Source organism: Amycolatopsis keratiniphila, assembly GCF_000400635.2.
Classification (GTDB): Bacteria; Actinomycetota; Actinomycetes; order Mycobacteriales; family Pseudonocardiaceae; genus Amycolatopsis; species Amycolatopsis keratiniphila.
Genome location: NC_021252.1, coordinates 960,541 through 976,853, shown reverse-complemented (window position 1 = coordinate 976,853; position 16,313 = coordinate 960,541). Strand labels below are relative to the sequence as shown.

Here is a 16,313-nt window from a genome sequence, read left to right as displayed (position 1 = left end):
GCTATTCCGCGTTGAAGCGGAAACCGACGCCGCGGACCGTGGCGATCCGCCGTTCGCCGTCGCCGTTCCCGCCGGGTTTGCCCGCGCGGCCTGCCGCCTCGTCGGCCGCGATGGAGAGCTTCCGGCGGAGCCACGACATGTGCATGTCGAGCGTCTTCGAGGTCTTCGATTCGAGGTCGTTCCAGACCTCGGCGAGGATCTCGTCGCGGCTGACCACCTGGCCGGCGCGGCTCATCAGCACCCGGAGCAGCTCGAACTCCTTGTTCGCCAGCTGCACCTCGTGCAGGTCGACGGTGACCATCCGGGCGCCGAGGTCCATCCGCACTCCCCCGGCTTCGAGGACGTCGGGCGCCCGGCGGCGGAGCAACGCCCGGATGCGGGCCAGCAGTTCGGCGAGCCGGAAGGGCTTGGCGACGTAGTCGTCGGCGCCGGCGTCGAGCCCGACCACGAAGTCGACCTCGTCCGTGCGCGCGGTGAGCATCAGCACCGGGACCTCGGTGCCGCTGGCGCGCAGGCGGCGGCACACCTCGAGCCCGTCCATGCCCGGCAGGCCGAGATCGAGGACCAGCAGATCCACGCGGTCGCTCTCGGTCGCGTCGAGGGCGGCGGGCCCGTCACCGACGACCCGCACCTCGTACCCCTCCCGCTGGAGTGCGCGGGAAAGCGGATCGGCGATGGCCGGGTCGTCCTCGGCGAGTAGCACCATGCTCACCTGGCCAACTCTACGACTGCCGGGCGTGAAACCATCGTGACCGTGCCCGGCTACGAGAATGATCTTGAACTCGCCACTCGGCTGGCCGACGCCGCCGACGCCATCACCACCGCCCGGTTCCGCGCGCTCGACCTGGCCGTGGAACGCAAACCCGACCGGACGCCGGTCACCGACGCGGACACCGCCGTCGAGGACGCCATCCGGGCGATCCTCGCCACGGACCGGCCGGACGACGCGGTGCTCGGCGAGGAACGCGGCGGCACCGCCGCGACCGGGCGGGCCTGGGTGCTCGACCCGATCGACGGGACCAAGAACTTCCTGCGCGGCGTCCCGGTGTGGGCGACGCTGATCGCGCTGGTCGAGGACGGCGACCCCGTGGTGGGCATGATCAGCGCACCGCTGCTCGGCCGCCGCTGGTGGGCCGCCACCGGGGACGGCGCCTGGATGAGCGACTCCGCCGGGGAACGCCGCATCTCGGTGTCGAAGGTCGCGGCGCTGGAAGACGCGTATCTGTCCACAACGGACCTGAACTCGTGGGTGGAGTACCACTCACGCGAGAAGTACATCGACCTCGTCGACGCTTGCTGGGAAAGCCGCGCTTTCGGCGATTTCTGGCACCACTGCCTGGTCGCCGAGGGCGCGCTCGACGTCACCGCGGAATGCATCGTGAACCCGTGGGACGTCGCCGCGGCCCAGGTGCTGGTCACCGAAGCCGGTGGCCGCTTCAGCGACCTGAACGGCGAAGCGCGCTACGACAACGGGTCGGCGCTATCGACGAACGGGCTGCTCCACGATGAGGTCTTGGCGATCCTGAAGCGCTGAACGCGCGCTCACGGCGTCGGAGCATGTCACGAAAGCCACTTTCGGGACATCAGATGTCGCGGAAGTGGCTTTTGCGACACACGCCCAGACCATGGAGCTTCACTACAACCTGGGCCGACCAGTTTCCGGAGGTTGCGAAAGCCACTTTCCCCACCTCCAACGTTGCGAAAGTGGCTTTCGCAACACACCGCCCTCGCCGCGCCCCTCCTTCTGAACGCGCGTGGTCACTGCGCGCCGGGCAGCAGCCCGACGGCGCCACGCGCGACCTGCGACCAGGCCAGACGGCCGAAGAGGTAGTGGCAGGCGACCTGTTCGCTGGTGAACCGCGCCCAGTCGTACCGGTTGCCCTGCTCCCGCCAGAAGACCTCCCAGGCGGGCTCGGCGCCCTCTTCCTCGGTGCGCATGAGGCACCAGGCGTTGTCCGCCTCCGCGCCGACCGAGACCACTTCGGGCGGCACACCCAGCGCGGCCAGCCACCGCAGGATCGTCCCCGTGTTCACCGAACCTCCCCCGTGACGTCCGCCAGGAAGCCCAGCGTGACGAGTTCATCGGCGCCCAGCACCGTACGGAAACGCACCCCGCCGCCCGGCTGGCCGAACCATCCCGCGGTCACCGAACGCCAGACCGGCAGCGGCCGGACGACGCGGTACCGCCGGTAGGCGCCGGCCCGGTCGGGCGGCAGCGAGCGCATGGGGAACAGGGTCGCGTCCTCGGCGAACACCCGGCCGTGATGATCCCCGAAGCGGTCGAGATGAGTGCCGGCTTCGAGCATCGTCGGCGTCGCCGGATCGCCGTCGGACGGCCACAGGTAGCCCGTTCCGGTCACGAAGCGCTCTTTCCAGTCCTCTTCGGACATTTCGCCCCACGGATGGTGTCCCCTGGTCAGCTCCGGCGGCGGAACCGCGGCCGGAGTCGTCGGCGAACGCCGGAATCCGCTGCTGACATGGGACAACGCGTCCAGGTCGTCGAGCACGTCCGCCTCGGGATGGTCCTGCGGGCCGGAACCGCCGTCGGGCAGCGGCAGCTGACGCGCGGGTTTGCCCATGGCGACCGGAAGATGCCCGATCGGGAACATGTGCACGAGGAACAGCGCGATCACGCTTTCCCGTTCCGTCCGCAACGCCCCCATCGGCGGCGGGGCGGCGGGCTTCGGCGGGAAGGGCACCCGCAAAGGCGCCACCGCGGGTGGCCACGGCGAAGGCGCGTACGGTGCGCGAGCCCCGTGCGGCGGTGTCGGGGCGTCGAACTCGACGGGCAGCCGGATCGGGCCCGTCCCGGCCTCGCTCGGATCGGTCACCGCACCTCCCCCAAGGAATCGGTTCCCACCGGTGGACGGGGGAGGCAGCGGACAGGACGCGCTACGACCTTAGCGCCGGACGGCGTTCCCGTCGGCGGATACCCGAAAGCGCATCAACGCCCGAGACGGCGGACGACGTTCGACGAGTTCGAAACCCGCCTTCGCGAACGTGCTCACCGTGCCGTGGTACAGATCCGCGCCCGGTCGCTTCCCGAAGACCTCGACCGGGTAACCCTCGACGGTCCGGGCCCCGCGACCGGCGACCCAGCCGACCGGCTCGTGGTCGACCAAGGCCAGCAGCCGCCCTGCACGCCTCCGGGCCCGACCAACCGCTCGAAAAGCGGCCAGGTCTCGCCGGTGAGTTCCGCGAACCTCATCCGGCGAGCGCGTTGACCACCCGCGACGGACTCGGCCTGCCCAGCTTCCCGGCCATCCACTTGCTCGTCGCCACCAGCGCGTCGAGATCGACGCCGGATTCGACGCCGAGACCGTCGAGCATCCACACGAGATCCTCGGTCGCGAGGTTCCCGGTGGCCGATTCGGCATACGGGCAGCCACCGAGGCCACCGGCCGACGAGTCCACAGTGGACACACCGCATCGGAGGGCCGCCAGCGTGTTCGCGAGCGCCTGGCCGTACGTGTCGTGGAAATGGACGGCCAGCGCGCCGACGTCGGGGAACTCCCCGATCAGTGTCTCGACTTGGCCCGCGGTGGCGACACCGATCGTGTCGCCGAGCGAGAGCTGCGAGCAGCCGAGGTCCAGGAGCCGTTTGCCCACTCCGGCGACCTGCGCGGCCGGGACGGCGCCCTCCCACGGGTCACCGAAGCACATCGACACGTACCCGCGGACGTCCAGTCCCGCGGCCCGCGCCCTGGTGACGACCGGCTCGAACATCGCGAACTGGTCGTCGACCGTCGAGTTGAGGTTCTTCTTGGCGAAGGTCTCGGTGGCGCTGGCGAAGATCGCGATATGCGAGACACCGGCCTCCAGCGCCCTGTCCAGCCCGCGCTCGTTCGGTACGAGCACCGGGTACCGGACGCCCTCGCGCCGGTCGAGCCCGGCCAGGAGCTGCTCGGCGTCGGCCAGCTGCGGCACCCATTTCGGGCTCACGAAGCTGGTCGCCTCGAGCATGGTCAGCCCGGAATCGGCGAGCCTGTCCAGGAATTCGAGTTTGACCTCGACCGGGACGATCGACTTCTCGTTCTGGAGACCGTCACGCGGGCCGACCTCCCAGATCGTCACCCGCTCCGGCAGGGAGTGGACGGACGCGACCTTCTCGGGCAGCCCCAGCTCTCGCGTGCCCATCAGCGGCGCCGGTTTCCGCGCGGCGGGTGCCCCTGCGGCGGCAGCGGCTCGGTCTGCTGCGGGCCCGGCGCGAAGTCGTCGTACGGGTTGTCGTTGACTTCGCGGTAGATGACCGTGTGCACGCGCTCGACCTTGGGGATGTCGTCGAACTTCAGCGGTTCGTCCGAAGCGGACTCGATCACCAGCGTGCCGCAGCCGAACACGCGGTCCAGCAGCCCGTGCTCGAACTGGACGCTGTTGATACGCGACAGCGGGATGTCGATGCCGGTCCGCTTGAGCACACCCTCGCGGGCGATCAACCGGTCCGTGGTGACGATGAAATGCGTCGTGCGCCACCGGACGAACGGCGCCAGGAACAACCACACGACGAGACCGAGCCCGACCGCGGCGATCGCGATCTCGGAGATCAGGTCCCACGGGGCCGTCGCGTCCTTCGCGATGACGGCCAGCCAGATCCCCGCGCCGAGCGTGACGATCAGCGCGAGGAACGGGAAGATCAGCATCTTGAAATGCGGGTGACTGTGCACCACGACGTGCTCGTTCTCGCTGAGCAAATCGTCCGGATAGGCCACGACGGACGCTCCCAAAGTGTGTTCGGCGCTGGTGAGCTCACCGTACCGGCGAACGGTCCCCGCGGAAGAGGAGACGCCGGAAATCGAGACGCACGGATCAGGCCTTGGCGGGCCGCACGTGGACGACGTCTCCGGCGAACACCGTGTACCGCTCACCACCGGGAACGTCGACCTGGAGCTGGCCGGCGGGATCGATGTCGGCTGCGCGTCCGGTGAGGGCCGACCCGTCGGGCAGCTGGACTTCGACGTCCTGGCCCAGCGTGGCGCAGTACCGCCGGTAATCCCCGAGCAGACCGGCCTCGGCCAGCGACCCTCCGGCGAGCCGCCAGCGGCGTTCGAGCTCGTCGAACGCGGTGAGCAGCCGGACGGCGATCTCGGCGCGGTCGGTCTCCGTCGCCCCCTGCTCGGCCAGCGAGGTCGCGGGCAGGCCGCCGGGCCCGGCCGGGACGCTTTCGCCGAGCGGCAGCACGTTCAGGCCGACACCGAGGATCACCGTGGTCTCGTCACCGGCGACGGCCTCGGCGAGGATGCCCGCGCATTTGGCGCGGTCCGGGCCGGCGAGGACGTCGTTCGGCCACTTGAGGACGGCGTCGACACCCAGTCCCTCGGCGATCTCCCGGACCGCGAGGCCGGCGACCACGGAAAGTGAACCCAAATTGGCGAACGGAACGCCGCCCGGGCGCAGCAGCACACTGACATAGAGGCCCGATCCCTTCGGCGAAGACCAGTGCCGGGCGCGGCGGCCGACCCCGGCCGTCTGCTCTTCGGCGATCAGCACCGTGCGGTCTTCAGCCCCCTTCGCGGTGGCTTCCCGCAGGTCGGCGTTGGTGGACCCGGTGCTCGCCACGACCTCGATCGCGGCGTACCGGCCGGACAGCGCGGCACTCAGACGCCCGGCGTCGAGCGCTCCCGTCTCACTCATTTGTCCAGAATATGAGAGTCCCCCTAACGTGCAAGGCGTTCGCTCGTTACGCAGAGGTGGTCTCCAATAATCTGGACGGCGTGACCGAGCCCGAGCCCGCGCCGAGCGCGTCCGAATCCAGCCGGAAGAAGTCGTGGGCGCACGGCGTGGCGATGCGCGGCCTGGTCGCCCTCCCGCTGGTCGCGGGGCTCGCGACGGCGGGGTGGCTGCTCGCGGGCGGGAACGACCCCGCCCCGGCGGACGGACGTCAGCCAGTGCCGCTTCCCGCCGCGAAGCAGGATCCGGCCACCGTCGGCGGCGGCGCGGGCCCGTCGGTCCTGGAGGTCAGCGCGCCGGTCAAGGCGCAGGAGACACCGAAGGGCGCCCGGCCGCTCGAAGAGTGGGCCAACAAGCTGGCCGGACCGCTCGACATCCCGGCGAAGTCGCTCATGGGCTACGCGAACGGCGAACTGGCGCTGCGTGGCGAGCAGCCGAACTGCCACCTGTCCTGGGTCACCCTGGCCGGGATCGGCGCGGCGAGCTCGAACCACGGCCGCGGCGGGGACAACCCCCTCGGCCTGTCGGCGCAGCAGTGGAAGAAGCACGGCGCGTCGATCCCCGGCATCGCGAAACCCGCGCTCGCCGATCCCGACTCCGCTTCGGTCGCCGCCGGGCGCGCCCTGTGCGCTTCCGGGGCCGACCTCGGCGGCGGCAACGGCTGGTGGAAGGCCATCGCCGGCTACCAGGGCGGCAAGGGCAACGAGGCCGAACTGTTCCGTCAGCGTGTCCTCGGCAACGCGCAGCTGTACGCGACCCTGTCCCTCGACCCGGCGCGTTCCGCCAGCCCCGCCGTGAAGGCGACGCGTTTCGCCCTCGGCCAGCTGGGCCTCCCGTACGTGTGGGGCGGCAACGGCCCCGAAGCGGGCGCGGCGGGCTTCGACTGCTCCGGGCTGACCAAGGCGTCCTACGACGAGGCCGGTGTCGCGCTCCCGCGGACCGCGGACAGCCAGTTCCGCGCGCTGCCGCAGGTGCCCGGTGAGCCGAAGCTCGGCGACCTCGTGTTCTACGGGAACCCGTCGACGCGGATCCACCACGTGGGGCTGTACCTCGGGAACGGGCTGATGATCAACGCTCCGACGCAGGGCCAGGCAGTCCAGATCCACACGTATCACTCGAAGGGCGACGATTACACGGGTGCGGGGCGGCCCGCGGCCTGACTTGGGTCCAGGTGGTCGTGAGTGGCGTTTCGGGTTCTAACCCGAAACGCCACTCACGAGGCGTTCGGTGGGCTCGTTGCCGGCGCCGGTGCTCCCTTGGCCCTAATCCGAATCGCAGCTCACTGACGAGTGGCCAGCCACTCGAGCGCGCCCGCCCCGTGGCGCAGAACCGAGACGTGCCCGTCTTCGGGGAACACGCGCGACTCGGCCGTGGCGCACTGCCGCGCCAGCCACTCGCCGTGCGCGAGCGGCGCGACCCTGTCCTCGCCACCGTGCAGGAACAGGGCCGGAGCCCGGACATCGGACGGCTGGAAGCCCCACGGCGCGACGTACGCGAGATCGTCGTCGATAAGCGCGCCGGGCCCGCCCTCGACCGCGGGGCCGACGACGTCGAGAAACCACTTCCAGTCGCCTGACAAGGCCGCGTGGTCCGCCGGGGTGAACATCTCCGCGTCGTACTCGGCCGTCGCCTCGTACCGCTCCTTTTCGGCCCTCCCCGCCACGGCGGCCATCAGGGATCCGGCTCCCGCCGCGCCCATTCCCGCGAACCAATCCAGCCCGGCGGCGCCGTACGGGGCCAGGCTCGCGGCGCAGACCAGCGCCGACACCCGGTCCGGCAGCAGTGCCGCGCAGGCGAGCGCGTGCGGCCCGCCGCCGGAATGCCCGAAGACCGCGAAGCGCTCGATTCCCAGGGCGTCGGCGATCTTCTCGACGTCCGACGCCGCCGACGCGACATCCCGGCCGGGCCGCGGCGACGAACCGCCGTAACCGGGCCGGTCGTAGGAGACCCACCTCAGCCCGAGCCGCTCGGCGGCCGGGAACAGCGGGGCGGGCGGGGCGCCGATGTTCGGGGTCCCGTGGTGCCAGAAGACCACCGGACCGGCCCCGCCCGTGTCGTACGTGTGCAATGTGGCCCCGTCCCCCAGGTCCACGTCCGACTCGTCCACCATGGCCCGAGCGTAGGGCACCCTGGAGCCATGTCCCGCTATCACGAGATCAAGCACCGGGTGGCCACGACGTTCCAGCGCCATGTCGGTAACCCGATCCTCGTCCGCCTGCCGAACCAACCGGTCCTGGAGACCACCGGCCGCAAGTCCGGCGAGGCCCGGCGGACGCCGATCGGTGGCCGCCGGGTGGGCCGCGAGTTCTGGATCGTCTCGGAGTTCGGCGAGAAGTCGCAGTACGTCCGCAACATCCAGGCCGATCCGCGGGTCCGCGTCCGGCTCAGGGGCCGCTGGCACACCGGCACGGCGCACCTGCTCCCCGGCGACGACCCCCGCGCGCGCCTCAAGGCCCTCCCCAGGCTCAACAGCGCCGCCGTGCGCGCGATCGGCACGAACCTCCTCACCATCCGGGTCGATCTCGACGAATGAACGTTTGCCTTGACGCCAAGGGCAAGGTTTACGCTCGGGACCATGCGGATCGGCGAACTCGCCGCGCGTACCGGAACCACCACCCGCGCGCTGCGTTTCTATGAGTCACAAGGACTTCTCGACGCACGGCGCGCGTCGAACGGGTACCGGGAGTACGACGAGGACGACTTCCGGCTGGTGAACGAGATCCTGACCCTGCAAGCGGTGGGGCTCAGTCTGGAGGACACCAGGCCGTTCGTCGAGTGCCTGCGCGCCGGGCACGAGACCGGCGACTCGTGCGCCGATTCGATCGAGGTCTACCAACGCAAACTCGCCGAGGTGGACGCCTGTCTGGCCAGGCTCAACGACGTACGGGACAGCCTGCTGACCAAGCTCGCCGGCGCGCTGAAAACGCCGCCGGGACCGTGCGTCGTCGTGCCGCGAACCGAGGAGGCCTGAGTGTCCCTTCCCGTCGTCACCGACGAAACCTTCCAAGCTCTCGTCCTGGACCAGGACAAGCCCGTCCTGGTGGACTTCTGGGCACAATGGTGCCCGCCTTGCCACATGATCGCGCCGGTGCTCGAACAGATCGCCGAAGAACGCGCCGGATCGCTGATCATCCGCAAGCTCAACTCCGACGAAAACCCGCTCACGGCCAGGAATTATCAGGTCATGTCACTGCCGACGCTGATCCTCTTCCGCGACGGGAGTCCCGTGTGGACGACCGTCGGCGCCCGGCCGAAGGCACGGCTGCTGGCCGACCTGGACGCCGTTCTCCAGCCGTCCCTCTCGTGAGTGGTAAGGACGGTTCTAACCGTCCTTACCACTCACGAGCCCCATCGCGAACCGCTCGGTAATTGTGTTGCGCGGGGCCTCGCCCGCTCGCATCCTTCTCCCATGACATCGACCCTCACCTTCCTGCCGCCGTCCACCGTCGTCCGACGGGTGCGGAAGCAGCAGCAGGCCGGGTCCGGGTGGAGGCCGACACCAGTCCGACCGTGAGCGCCGCGTTCGTCGCGGGCCTGCTCGCCGGGTACGGCATCGCCATCCCGGTGGGCGCGGTCGGGACCTATCTCGTGGTGCTGACGGCCAGGGCGGGCCTCAAGATCGGCGTGTACGCCGCGCTGGGGGTCGCCACGGCCGACGGGCTTTACGCCCTGGTGGCGGTCCTCGGCGGGGGCACGCTCACCCCGGTCATCGAACCGATCACCGTGCCACTGCGCTGGATTTCGGTGGTGGTGCTGCTCGGGCTGGCCGTCCACATCGGATTCACCGGGGTCCGGAACTTCCGCGATTCCGCGAAGGCCGAGGTGACCGAACCGGCCTCGATCGGGCCGGTGAAGGCCTACGTGAGCCTTCTCGGAATCACCTTGCTGAACCCGATGACGGTGGTCTACTTCGCGGCACTCGTGCTCGGAAGCAAGGACATGGCCGCGGCGAGCGGAGCGGAACACGTCGTCTTCGTGCTCGCGGCGTTCGCGGCCTCGGCCAGCTGGCAAGTGTTCCTCGCGGGCGGCGGTGCCGTACTCGGCAAGGCGCTGACCGGACGACGCGGGCGGCTGGCGACCGCGCTGGCGTCCAGCGCGCTCATCACCGTGCTCGGCATTCGCCTTCTTCGGTGACGAATCGAGGACTGTAGATGTCCTCATCGCTTGCGAGGCTGTGCCCATGACCGAGACCAAGGAACGTCCCGCCTCCCTCCACTCCTACCTCGCTTACAACGACGCCCCCAAGGCCCTTCGCTGGCTCGAACGCGCCTTCGGCTTCGAGACCACCACGGAGTACCCCGACGACAAGGGGTTGATCCTGCATTCGGAACTGCGGCGCGGCGAAGTCCGGATCATCGTGTTCAGCGCGGAAGAGGACTACGACCGCCCGGCCCGCAAGGGCGAAACGGTCGGCCACGGCCTCTACGTCAGCCTTCCGACGCAAGAGGCCGTGGACGCCGTCTTCGCTTCCGCCGTCGACGCCGGCGCGACGACGGTCTGGAAGCCGGAGAACACCGAATGGGGAAATTACCGTTGCCGCGTCGACGATCTCGAAGGGTACGAATGGACTTTCGGCACGTACGTCCCCGGCGAGCCGCAAGGTTAGAGCAGCCGCGCGAACCAGTCGCGGGTGCGGCGAAGCAGATCCAACTGGTGCGCCCGCCCGCGGATCGAATGTCCTTCGCCGGGATAGACCACGAAGTCATGCTCCACGCCGAAGTGGCGTAGCGCGCGGTGGAAGAATTCCGCTTGGGACAGTGGGACGTTCGTGTCGTCCGCACCGTGCACGATCAGCACGGGGGTCTCGATCTTCGAAGCGAAGGAGATCGGGCTGAGCTGATCGTGCCGGTGCGGGCCGGTCCCTTCCCAGCCGGTGCTCCCGCCGAGCGCCGCTTCGAGCGGGCCGAGCTCGCCGGTCGCGGCTTGCATCCCCCAGTCACAGATTCCGGCGCCCATCAACGCCGCCTTGAACCGCCTGGTCCGGGCGACGGCCCAGGCCGACACGAACCCGCCGTGGCTCCAGCCCGCGATGCCGAGCCGCTCCGGATCCGCCACCCCTTCGGCGACGAGCAGATCGATGCCGGTTTCGAGATCGCTCCATTCCTCCAGTCCGACTCGTGCCCCGACCGCGGCGGCGAATTCGTGTCCGTGTCCTTGTCCCCCACGGGCATTCGGCAGGAAGGCCGCGTGCCCCGCCAATGCGAGCCATTGCGCGGAAGGAAACCAGCCGAGCCGGAAGCCGTCGGCGTACCGATCGTACGGCCCACCGTGCGGCAAGGTGATCAGCGAGAACGGGCCGTCGTCCCGGGTCTTTCCCGGAGGGAGAACGAGTAAACCGTCCAGAGCGAGCCCGTCGGAAGCCTTGTAGGACAAGCGTTCCTGCGTACCCCAAGTGACGTCGGCGAACTCCGGCGCCGTATCGCTCACTCGCACCGGAGGCTCACCGATCAGTCCACAATGGACGTCCTTCGGCCGGTGCGCGGTGCTCAGCACGATGGCCACGACCTCGCCGTTCGACGCGACGGCGTCGGCTTGTCCGCGCCAGAAAGCCACTTCGCCCGATCCGAGCCGGTGGAGGGCCGTGTCGAGCCCGTCTGCGACGAGCATCAGCGGAGCACCGGAATCGGCCTGCACGAGCCTGATCGGGCAGGCCGATTCCGGCGTCAGGTTCCGATGTTCAGCCGTGTCCACGGGCACGTCGAAGACCGCCCAGCCACCGACCATCTCCGGCGTCGCGAGATAGGCGACGTGCCAGTCGTCGCCATCCCGCCACCAGACCGGGCTCGTGGCTTCGACCGCGGTCCTCCCGAGGTCACGCCGCTCGCCGGTTTTCAAGTCCAGAACGGAAAGCCGGGGTTCGAGCCCACTGGGATCGAGCTCCGGGGTGAGCCAGGTCAGCACCGCGAGTGCCCCGTCGTCCTGACGGCGGGCGACGTCGACGACGTGCTCTTCGACCAGTGTCGTGATCTTCCCGGTCCGCCGATCGAAGCTCCGGAGCCGCGCCGGACGGAAGCTCTCGCTCCAGACCCAGATTTCCGCGGCAGGCGCCTCGTCCTCGGCGACGAACACGATCCGGTCGCGCATCGGGAGGAACGCGGTGATCTCGCTCCCCCAGCCGAACAGCGGCCCGTCCACCGTGTGGATCAGGCCGTCCCGGAGGAAGTAGAGCGAATCCGCCGACCACCGGGGCGCGAAACCCTCGGCCGGCTTCCGGGGCTTTTCGCTCCCGTCGACGGCCGCCAGCCAGATCTCGGGGACGCCCTTCGCGATGGTGTCGACCTGGTAGGCGACCCACCGCCCGTCGGCGGAGAGCGCGGGGTTCGACGGGACTCGGCTGTCGACGATCAGCTCAGCGGTCAGCATGTGTTCATACTGCCGACAAAGCCTTCCCCAGTGCGTCGAGCCAGCATCCGGTTCCCTGCTCGCGCCAGGCCGGTTCTTCTTGTCCGTCGAGGAAGGTGCCCTGCTCGATCAGCGTCAGCCGGGTCCCGTCCGCTTCGGCTTCGAGCAGCACCGTCGTGAGCGAGACGGTCGCGAGGACGTCGTCGGTGGACAAGGTCGTGGAGTAGACGATCCGTTCGCTGTCGACGATGTCCTCGTACCGCGAATCGGCGATCAGCTTCCGGCCGTCGCCATTGGGACCCGTGGTGATCTCGCGGCCACCGACGCGGAAGTCCAGGGAATGCTCGCCGCCCGGCACGGTGAACCAGCCGGCTTTCGCGGCGGGATCGGCCCAGGCCGCGAAAACACGTTCCGGCGGAACGGGGTAGACGCGCTCGAGGGTGAACGTGGCGTGTTTGACGGTCATGACCTGTTCCCTTCGTCGGAGTTCAGAAAGCCACCAAGACGATCGAGCCGGTGTTCCCAGCCGGTGCGCTGTCCGCCGAGCCACTCCTCGGCCATCCGCAGGCCGTCCGGTTCGAGATGGCAGGTGCGGACGCGCCCCGCCTTCTCCGACCGGACGAGCCCGCTCGCCTCCAGCACCTGGAGGTGCTGCATCACGGCGGGCAGCGACATCGACAGCGGCTGTGCGAGCTCCCCCACCGAGGCGGGTCCCCGGGTGAGGCGCTCGATCATTTCGCGCCGCGTCCCGTCGGACAGCGCCTTGAACACCTGGTCCATCCGTTGGTTAGGCACATGCTTAACTATCCGCCCACGCCGAGCGATAGTCAAGTAAGTGCTTAACTTTCGGCGGTCATCCCCTCGACGAGTAGCCACTGCGACGCCAGGTACGAGGTCAGCACGAAGGTTTCGAGATTGGCCCGCACCCGCTCACTCGTGACGAAGTCGCGGCGGATCAGGATCGCCAGATCCGAAGCGGAGAACAGCAGCGCACCGGCGGCGATCCAGGTCCGGCGGTCGCCCGACGGGATCACCATCCCGCCCGAGACCTTGGCCTTCGGCGCCAGCACCGGATCCGCCGCGAGGGTCGACGTCGTGCTCAGCAGACCTCCGTAGACCGAAAGCACCGAAGACACCGGAGACGGCTTCGGCAACGCCATCGCGACCGCGGCCGACGCCCACGCCGCCAGCCGCGGCGTCGCCGTCGCCGTGCGCGGACGAGCTCCGCGACGCCAGAGCAGCGCGGAGTACAGCACCTGCATCACGCCGAACGAGGTCGCACCCTTGATCAGCTCGCGATCCTCGTCGGAGCGGCCCATGAAATGGTCACCCGCGCCGGCCGCGATCAACGCGGCGACGAGCAGCCCCTTCTCCCCCGGCGCGAGCCCCCGCGAACGCGCGACCCGGGCGGCGAGCACCGGGACCGCGGCGGGCTTGGTCGCGAGTTGCAGCTTCCGATTGCCCGTTCTGGCGGAGTACACCGTGCCGATCGCGGCGGCGCCGAACAACACCCGTTCGGCGATCTTGAGAGCCTTCACGAACCACCTCCGGAACTTATTTCCGGGTAAGTTACCAGGAGGTCAGTCTGGGCTAGACGGCTTCGCGGAAGGTGTTCCGGTACGCGCTCGGTGAGACGCCCAGCGCGGCCTGCAGATGCTGACGCAGCGACGCGGCGGTGCCGAAACCCGCCTCGGCGGCGACCTTGTCCACCGGCAGATCGGTCTCTTCGAGCAGCTGGCGCGCCCGTTCGATCCGCTGCTGGGTCAGCCACTGCAACGCCGAGATCCCGACCTCGTCGCGGAATCGCCGCGTGAACGTCCTCGTGCTCATCGCCTCTTTCGCCGCCAGCTCACGCAGGGTCAGCGGCCTGTCGAGGTTCTCCAGCGCCCAGGCCCGCGCCGTCGCCGTGGACGAGGACTGCGGTTCCGGGACCGGCCGCCGGATGAACTGCGCCTGCCCGCCCTCGCGATGCGGCGAGACGACCGTTCCGCGCGCGACCTCGTTCGCGACCGCGGCACCGTGATCGCAGCGGATCATGTGCAGGCAGAGGTCGATCCCGGACGCGACGCCCGCCGCGGTCAGCACGTTCCCGTCGTCGGTGTAGAGCACATTCGGGTCGAGGGCGACCTTCGGGAATTTCGCCTGGAAGTCCAGCGCCGAACGCCAGTGCGTGGTCGCCTTCCGCCCGTCGAGCAGGCCGGCGGCGGCGAGCACGAAGGCACCCGTGCAGATCGACGCGATCCTGGCCTCCGGCCGGATCAGCTCCAGCGCCCGCGCGAGCGGTTCGGTGAGGTCGTGCCCCGAGGGTTCGTATTCGGTGGACGACGCCGGGATGACGACCGTGTCGGCCTCGGCCAGCACTTCCGGCCCGTGCGCGACCGAGATGGTGACGTCGGCGTCGGTCCGGATCTGCCCGGGTTCCGGTGTGCAGGTGACGACTTCGTAGAGCGGCTCGCCGTCGGCCGATTTGGCCGTGCCGAACAGCCGGGTGACGATGCCCAGCTCCATCACCAGCATGCCGTGCCGCACCAGCACGGCGACCCGGTGACGGCCGGGATGCGCGAAAAAGCCCATGGCTCGATTCTTGCACATGTTGTCCATCGGGCCACTCGTTTCGGCGCCGGGACCGCGCGACGGTGGGACCATGAACGTGCTGTGGATCTTCGCCCACCCCGAACCCCGTTCCCTCGGCGGCTCATTGCGCGACGAAGGGGTGCGCACCCTCCGCGCGCAAGGCGCGAACGTCCGGGAATCCGATCTGTACGCGATGAAATGGAAGCCCGTCGTCGACGCCGACGACTTCGGCCGGGCGGCTTCCGCGGATCGGCTCATCGTCGGCTCGACGTCGAAGGACGCCTTCCGGACGGGCGAACTCGGCGAGGACATCCGCGCAGAGCACGAAAAGCTGGCGTGGGCGGACACCGTGATCTTCCAATTCCCGTTGTGGTGGTACGGAATGCCCGCGATCCTCAAGGGCTGGTTCGACCGCGTCTTCGTCAAGGGTTTCGCCTACGGCGTCCAACGCCCCGACGGCCGGACGGCGCGCTACGGCGAAGGAGCGCTGGCCGGGAAGCGCGCCATGGTCGTGCTGACCGCGGGCGCGCCGGAAGCCACCATCGGACCGCGCGGCGTGAACGGCGAGATCGGCGATCTGCTGTTCCCGCTGCAGCACGGAACACTGTGGTACGCGGGCATGTCCGTGTTGCCCCCGTTGACGATCTGCGGCGCCGACCGCGTTTCGCCCGCGCGATACGAAGCCGCCGCGGAATCGCTGCGCGAACGACTGCGGACACTGTCCACTCAGGACCCGATCCCGTTCCGCCGCCAGAACGGCGGCGACTACGACGGCGATCTGGTCCTGCGCGAAGACCTGGCTCCGGGACGGAGCGGGATCGGCGTCCACCTCATCGGTTGACCAAGTATTACGTCGCGGTTATATTTCCCTCACGGCACATTAGGAGGTAACCGTGAACGCTCGCGCCCGGTTGGAAACCGTCGGAGAACGTCCGGCGCTGCGGATCGAACGTCGTCTCGCGCATCGGCCGGAACGCGTCTGGCGGGCGATCACCGCACCGTCGGAGCTCGCGAACTGGTTCCCCGCCGCCGTCACCGTCGACCTGCGACCGGGCGGGACCATCGAGTTCACCTTCGAGGGCGAAGAGAAGCCGACTGCGGGTGAAGTCCTCGAAGCCGACGAACCCCGCGTCTTCGCGTTCAGCTGGAACGAAGACGTGCTGCGCTGGGAGATCATCCCGGAGGGTGACGGCTGCCGTCTGCTGTTCACGCATACGTTCGGCCGGGGCGAACCCGCCATCGCCAGGATCGCCGCGGGCCGCACGGCCGCAGGCTGGGACAGCTGCCTCGTCGCGCTCTCGGCCCTGCTCGACGGCGTGGATCACGAGCCGCCGCAGGACTGGGTCGGGCCGATCGAGGCCTACACCGAAGAATTCGGGCTCGCCGAGGGCGAGGTCCTGGAAACCGACGACGGCAAGGTGATCCGCTTCCGCCGCGACCTGATCTGGAAGCCGCTCGACGAGGTCTGGGCACTTCTCGCGTCCGACAAGGCCGAAGGGACGGTCGTCCGCGAAGAACCGCCGCGGCTGCTGGAGATCAGCCTGCCGCGAGGCGGCGTCGTCCGCTGGGAGTTCAGCCACTCCGAGCTCGACGGCACCATGGTCGAGCTGACCCAGACCGTCCCCGCCGGACAGGACGACGTCGTGCCCGAAGCGCTGCGAAGCTGGCGAGAGAGGCTGAAGGAGTTCTTCGCGGCGGCTCACGGGAGCTGATCTCCACCCTGGGGATGA

The 16,313-nt window shown here is 69.5% G+C and carries 22 protein-coding genes; 9 read left to right on the top strand and 13 right to left on the bottom strand.

Annotated features, from left to right (window positions below; all coding sequences use genetic code 11):
• Position 1 precedes the first annotated feature (1 nt).
• A complete protein-coding gene (locus AORI_RS45820; RefSeq protein ID WP_016331364.1) occupies positions 2 to 706 on the bottom strand; it encodes a response regulator transcription factor in 705 nt (234 codons plus the stop codon).
• A gap of 42 nt (positions 707 to 748) precedes the next feature.
• Between AORI_RS45820 and hisN the strand changes: the two genes are divergently transcribed.
• A complete protein-coding gene (gene hisN / locus AORI_RS45815) occupies positions 749 to 1,534 on the top strand; it encodes a histidinol-phosphatase (RefSeq protein WP_016331363.1) in 786 nt (261 codons plus the stop codon).
• A 224-nt stretch (positions 1,535 to 1,758) separates the two neighbouring features.
• Here the strand turns inward: hisN and AORI_RS45810 are convergent, their stop codons facing one another.
• The 6 genes from AORI_RS45810 to AORI_RS45785 all read right to left on the bottom strand — a co-directional run bounded on the left by AORI_RS45810 (position 1,759) and on the right by AORI_RS45785 (position 5,631).
• A complete protein-coding gene (locus tag AORI_RS45810) occupies positions 1,759 to 2,034 on the bottom strand; it encodes a hypothetical protein (protein ID WP_016331362.1) in 276 nt (91 codons plus the stop codon).
• Positions 2,031 to 2,831, bottom strand: coding sequence for a TNT domain-containing protein (locus tag AORI_RS45805; protein WP_016331361.1), 801 nt, complete (start codon positions 2,829 to 2,831; stop codon positions 2,031 to 2,033). The genes AORI_RS45810 and AORI_RS45805 overlap by 4 nt, the downstream gene beginning before the upstream one ends.
• 69 nt (positions 2,832 to 2,900) lie before the next feature.
• The gene (locus AORI_RS45800) at positions 2,901 to 3,122 is read right to left on the bottom strand and encodes a hypothetical protein (protein WP_016331360.1); all 222 of its coding nucleotides are present in this window, start codon (positions 3,120 to 3,122) and stop codon (positions 2,901 to 2,903) included.
• An 82-nt stretch (positions 3,123 to 3,204) separates the two neighbouring features.
• Positions 3,205 to 4,137, bottom strand: a complete 933-nt coding sequence (locus AORI_RS45795; RefSeq protein WP_016331359.1) for a hydroxymethylglutaryl-CoA lyase — start codon at positions 4,135 to 4,137, stop codon at positions 3,205 to 3,207.
• Positions 4,137 to 4,709 carry a PH domain-containing protein gene (locus AORI_RS45790; protein WP_016331358.1) on the bottom strand — a complete coding sequence of 191 codons (573 nt, stop codon included), beginning with the start codon at positions 4,707 to 4,709 and terminating at the stop codon, positions 4,137 to 4,139. Before AORI_RS45790 ends, AORI_RS45795 begins: the two co-directional genes overlap by 1 nt.
• A 97-nt stretch (positions 4,710 to 4,806) precedes the next feature.
• On the bottom strand, positions 4,807 to 5,631 hold the full coding sequence (locus AORI_RS45785) for a biotin--[acetyl-CoA-carboxylase] ligase (RefSeq protein WP_016331357.1): 825 nt from the start codon (positions 5,629 to 5,631) through the stop codon (positions 4,807 to 4,809).
• 80 nt (positions 5,632 to 5,711) lie between these two features.
• On the opposite strand from AORI_RS45785, the gene AORI_RS45780 reads away from it, so the two are divergent.
• Positions 5,712 to 6,827, top strand: coding sequence for a C40 family peptidase (locus tag AORI_RS45780; protein WP_016331356.1), 1,116 nt, complete (start codon positions 5,712 to 5,714; stop codon positions 6,825 to 6,827).
• Between the two features lie 119 nt (positions 6,828 to 6,946).
• On the opposite strand, the gene AORI_RS45775 is transcribed toward AORI_RS45780, so the two are convergent.
• Complete coding sequence (locus AORI_RS45775; protein ID WP_043847905.1) at positions 6,947 to 7,777, bottom strand: alpha/beta fold hydrolase; 831 nt, start codon at positions 7,775 to 7,777, stop codon at positions 6,947 to 6,949.
• A 27-nt stretch (positions 7,778 to 7,804) separates the two neighbouring features.
• Between AORI_RS45775 and AORI_RS45770 the strand changes: the two genes are divergently transcribed.
• The 5 genes from AORI_RS45770 to AORI_RS45750 all read left to right on the top strand — a co-directional run bounded on the left by AORI_RS45770 (position 7,805) and on the right by AORI_RS45750 (position 10,273).
• Positions 7,805 to 8,200 carry a nitroreductase/quinone reductase family protein gene (locus AORI_RS45770; RefSeq protein WP_016331354.1) on the top strand — a complete coding sequence of 132 codons (396 nt, stop codon included), beginning with the start codon at positions 7,805 to 7,807 and terminating at the stop codon, positions 8,198 to 8,200.
• Between the two features lie 42 nt (positions 8,201 to 8,242).
• Complete coding sequence (locus tag AORI_RS45765; protein WP_016331353.1) at positions 8,243 to 8,638, top strand: MerR family transcriptional regulator; 396 nt, start codon at positions 8,243 to 8,245, stop codon at positions 8,636 to 8,638.
• On the top strand, positions 8,639 to 8,974 hold the full coding sequence (trxA, locus tag AORI_RS45760; RefSeq protein WP_016331352.1) for a thioredoxin: 336 nt from the start codon (positions 8,639 to 8,641) through the stop codon (positions 8,972 to 8,974). It abuts the gene before it with no gap.
• Positions 8,975 to 9,177: 203 nt separating this feature from the next.
• Complete coding sequence (locus AORI_RS45755; protein WP_043848567.1) at positions 9,178 to 9,801, top strand: LysE/ArgO family amino acid transporter; 624 nt, start codon at positions 9,178 to 9,180, stop codon at positions 9,799 to 9,801.
• 46 nt (positions 9,802 to 9,847) lie between these two features.
• Positions 9,848 to 10,273, top strand: a complete 426-nt coding sequence (locus AORI_RS45750; RefSeq protein ID WP_016331350.1) for a VOC family protein — start codon at positions 9,848 to 9,850, stop codon at positions 10,271 to 10,273.
• On the opposite strand, the gene AORI_RS45745 is transcribed toward AORI_RS45750, so the two are convergent.
• From AORI_RS45745 to AORI_RS45725, 5 genes are read right to left on the bottom strand one after another with little or no spacing between them, the layout of a single operon-like run.
• Positions 10,270 to 12,030: a S9 family peptidase gene (locus AORI_RS45745; RefSeq protein ID WP_016331349.1), complete on the bottom strand. Its 1,761-nt coding sequence runs from the start codon at positions 12,028 to 12,030 to the stop codon at positions 10,270 to 10,272. The two genes, AORI_RS45750 and AORI_RS45745, sit on opposite strands and share 4 nt — an antisense overlap.
• Before the next feature lie 4 nt (positions 12,031 to 12,034).
• Positions 12,035 to 12,475, bottom strand: a complete 441-nt coding sequence (locus AORI_RS45740; RefSeq protein ID WP_016331348.1) for an SRPBCC domain-containing protein — start codon at positions 12,473 to 12,475, stop codon at positions 12,035 to 12,037.
• Positions 12,472 to 12,789, bottom strand: coding sequence for an ArsR/SmtB family transcription factor (locus AORI_RS45735; protein WP_016331347.1), 318 nt, complete (start codon positions 12,787 to 12,789; stop codon positions 12,472 to 12,474). Before AORI_RS45735 ends, AORI_RS45740 begins: the two co-directional genes overlap by 4 nt.
• Positions 12,790 to 12,848: 59 nt before the next feature.
• The gene (locus AORI_RS45730; protein WP_016331346.1) at positions 12,849 to 13,547 is read right to left on the bottom strand and encodes a lysoplasmalogenase family protein; all 699 of its coding nucleotides are present in this window, start codon (positions 13,545 to 13,547) and stop codon (positions 12,849 to 12,851) included.
• Between the two features lie 52 nt (positions 13,548 to 13,599).
• Positions 13,600 to 14,610 (bottom strand): GlxA family transcriptional regulator, encoded by a 1,011-nt coding sequence (locus AORI_RS45725; protein WP_016331345.1) that lies wholly within the window; start codon positions 14,608 to 14,610, stop codon positions 13,600 to 13,602.
• Between the two features lie 43 nt (positions 14,611 to 14,653).
• On the opposite strand from AORI_RS45725, the gene AORI_RS45720 reads away from it, so the two are divergent.
• Together AORI_RS45720 and AORI_RS45715 are read left to right on the top strand one after the other, a co-directional pair.
• On the top strand, positions 14,654 to 15,424 hold the full coding sequence (locus AORI_RS45720) for an NAD(P)H-dependent oxidoreductase (protein ID WP_043847904.1): 771 nt from the start codon (positions 14,654 to 14,656) through the stop codon (positions 15,422 to 15,424).
• Between the two features lie 52 nt (positions 15,425 to 15,476).
• Positions 15,477 to 16,295 carry an SRPBCC family protein gene (locus tag AORI_RS45715; protein ID WP_016331343.1) on the top strand — a complete coding sequence of 273 codons (819 nt, stop codon included), beginning with the start codon at positions 15,477 to 15,479 and terminating at the stop codon, positions 16,293 to 16,295.
• The last annotated feature ends 18 nt before the right edge of the window (positions 16,296 to 16,313 follow it).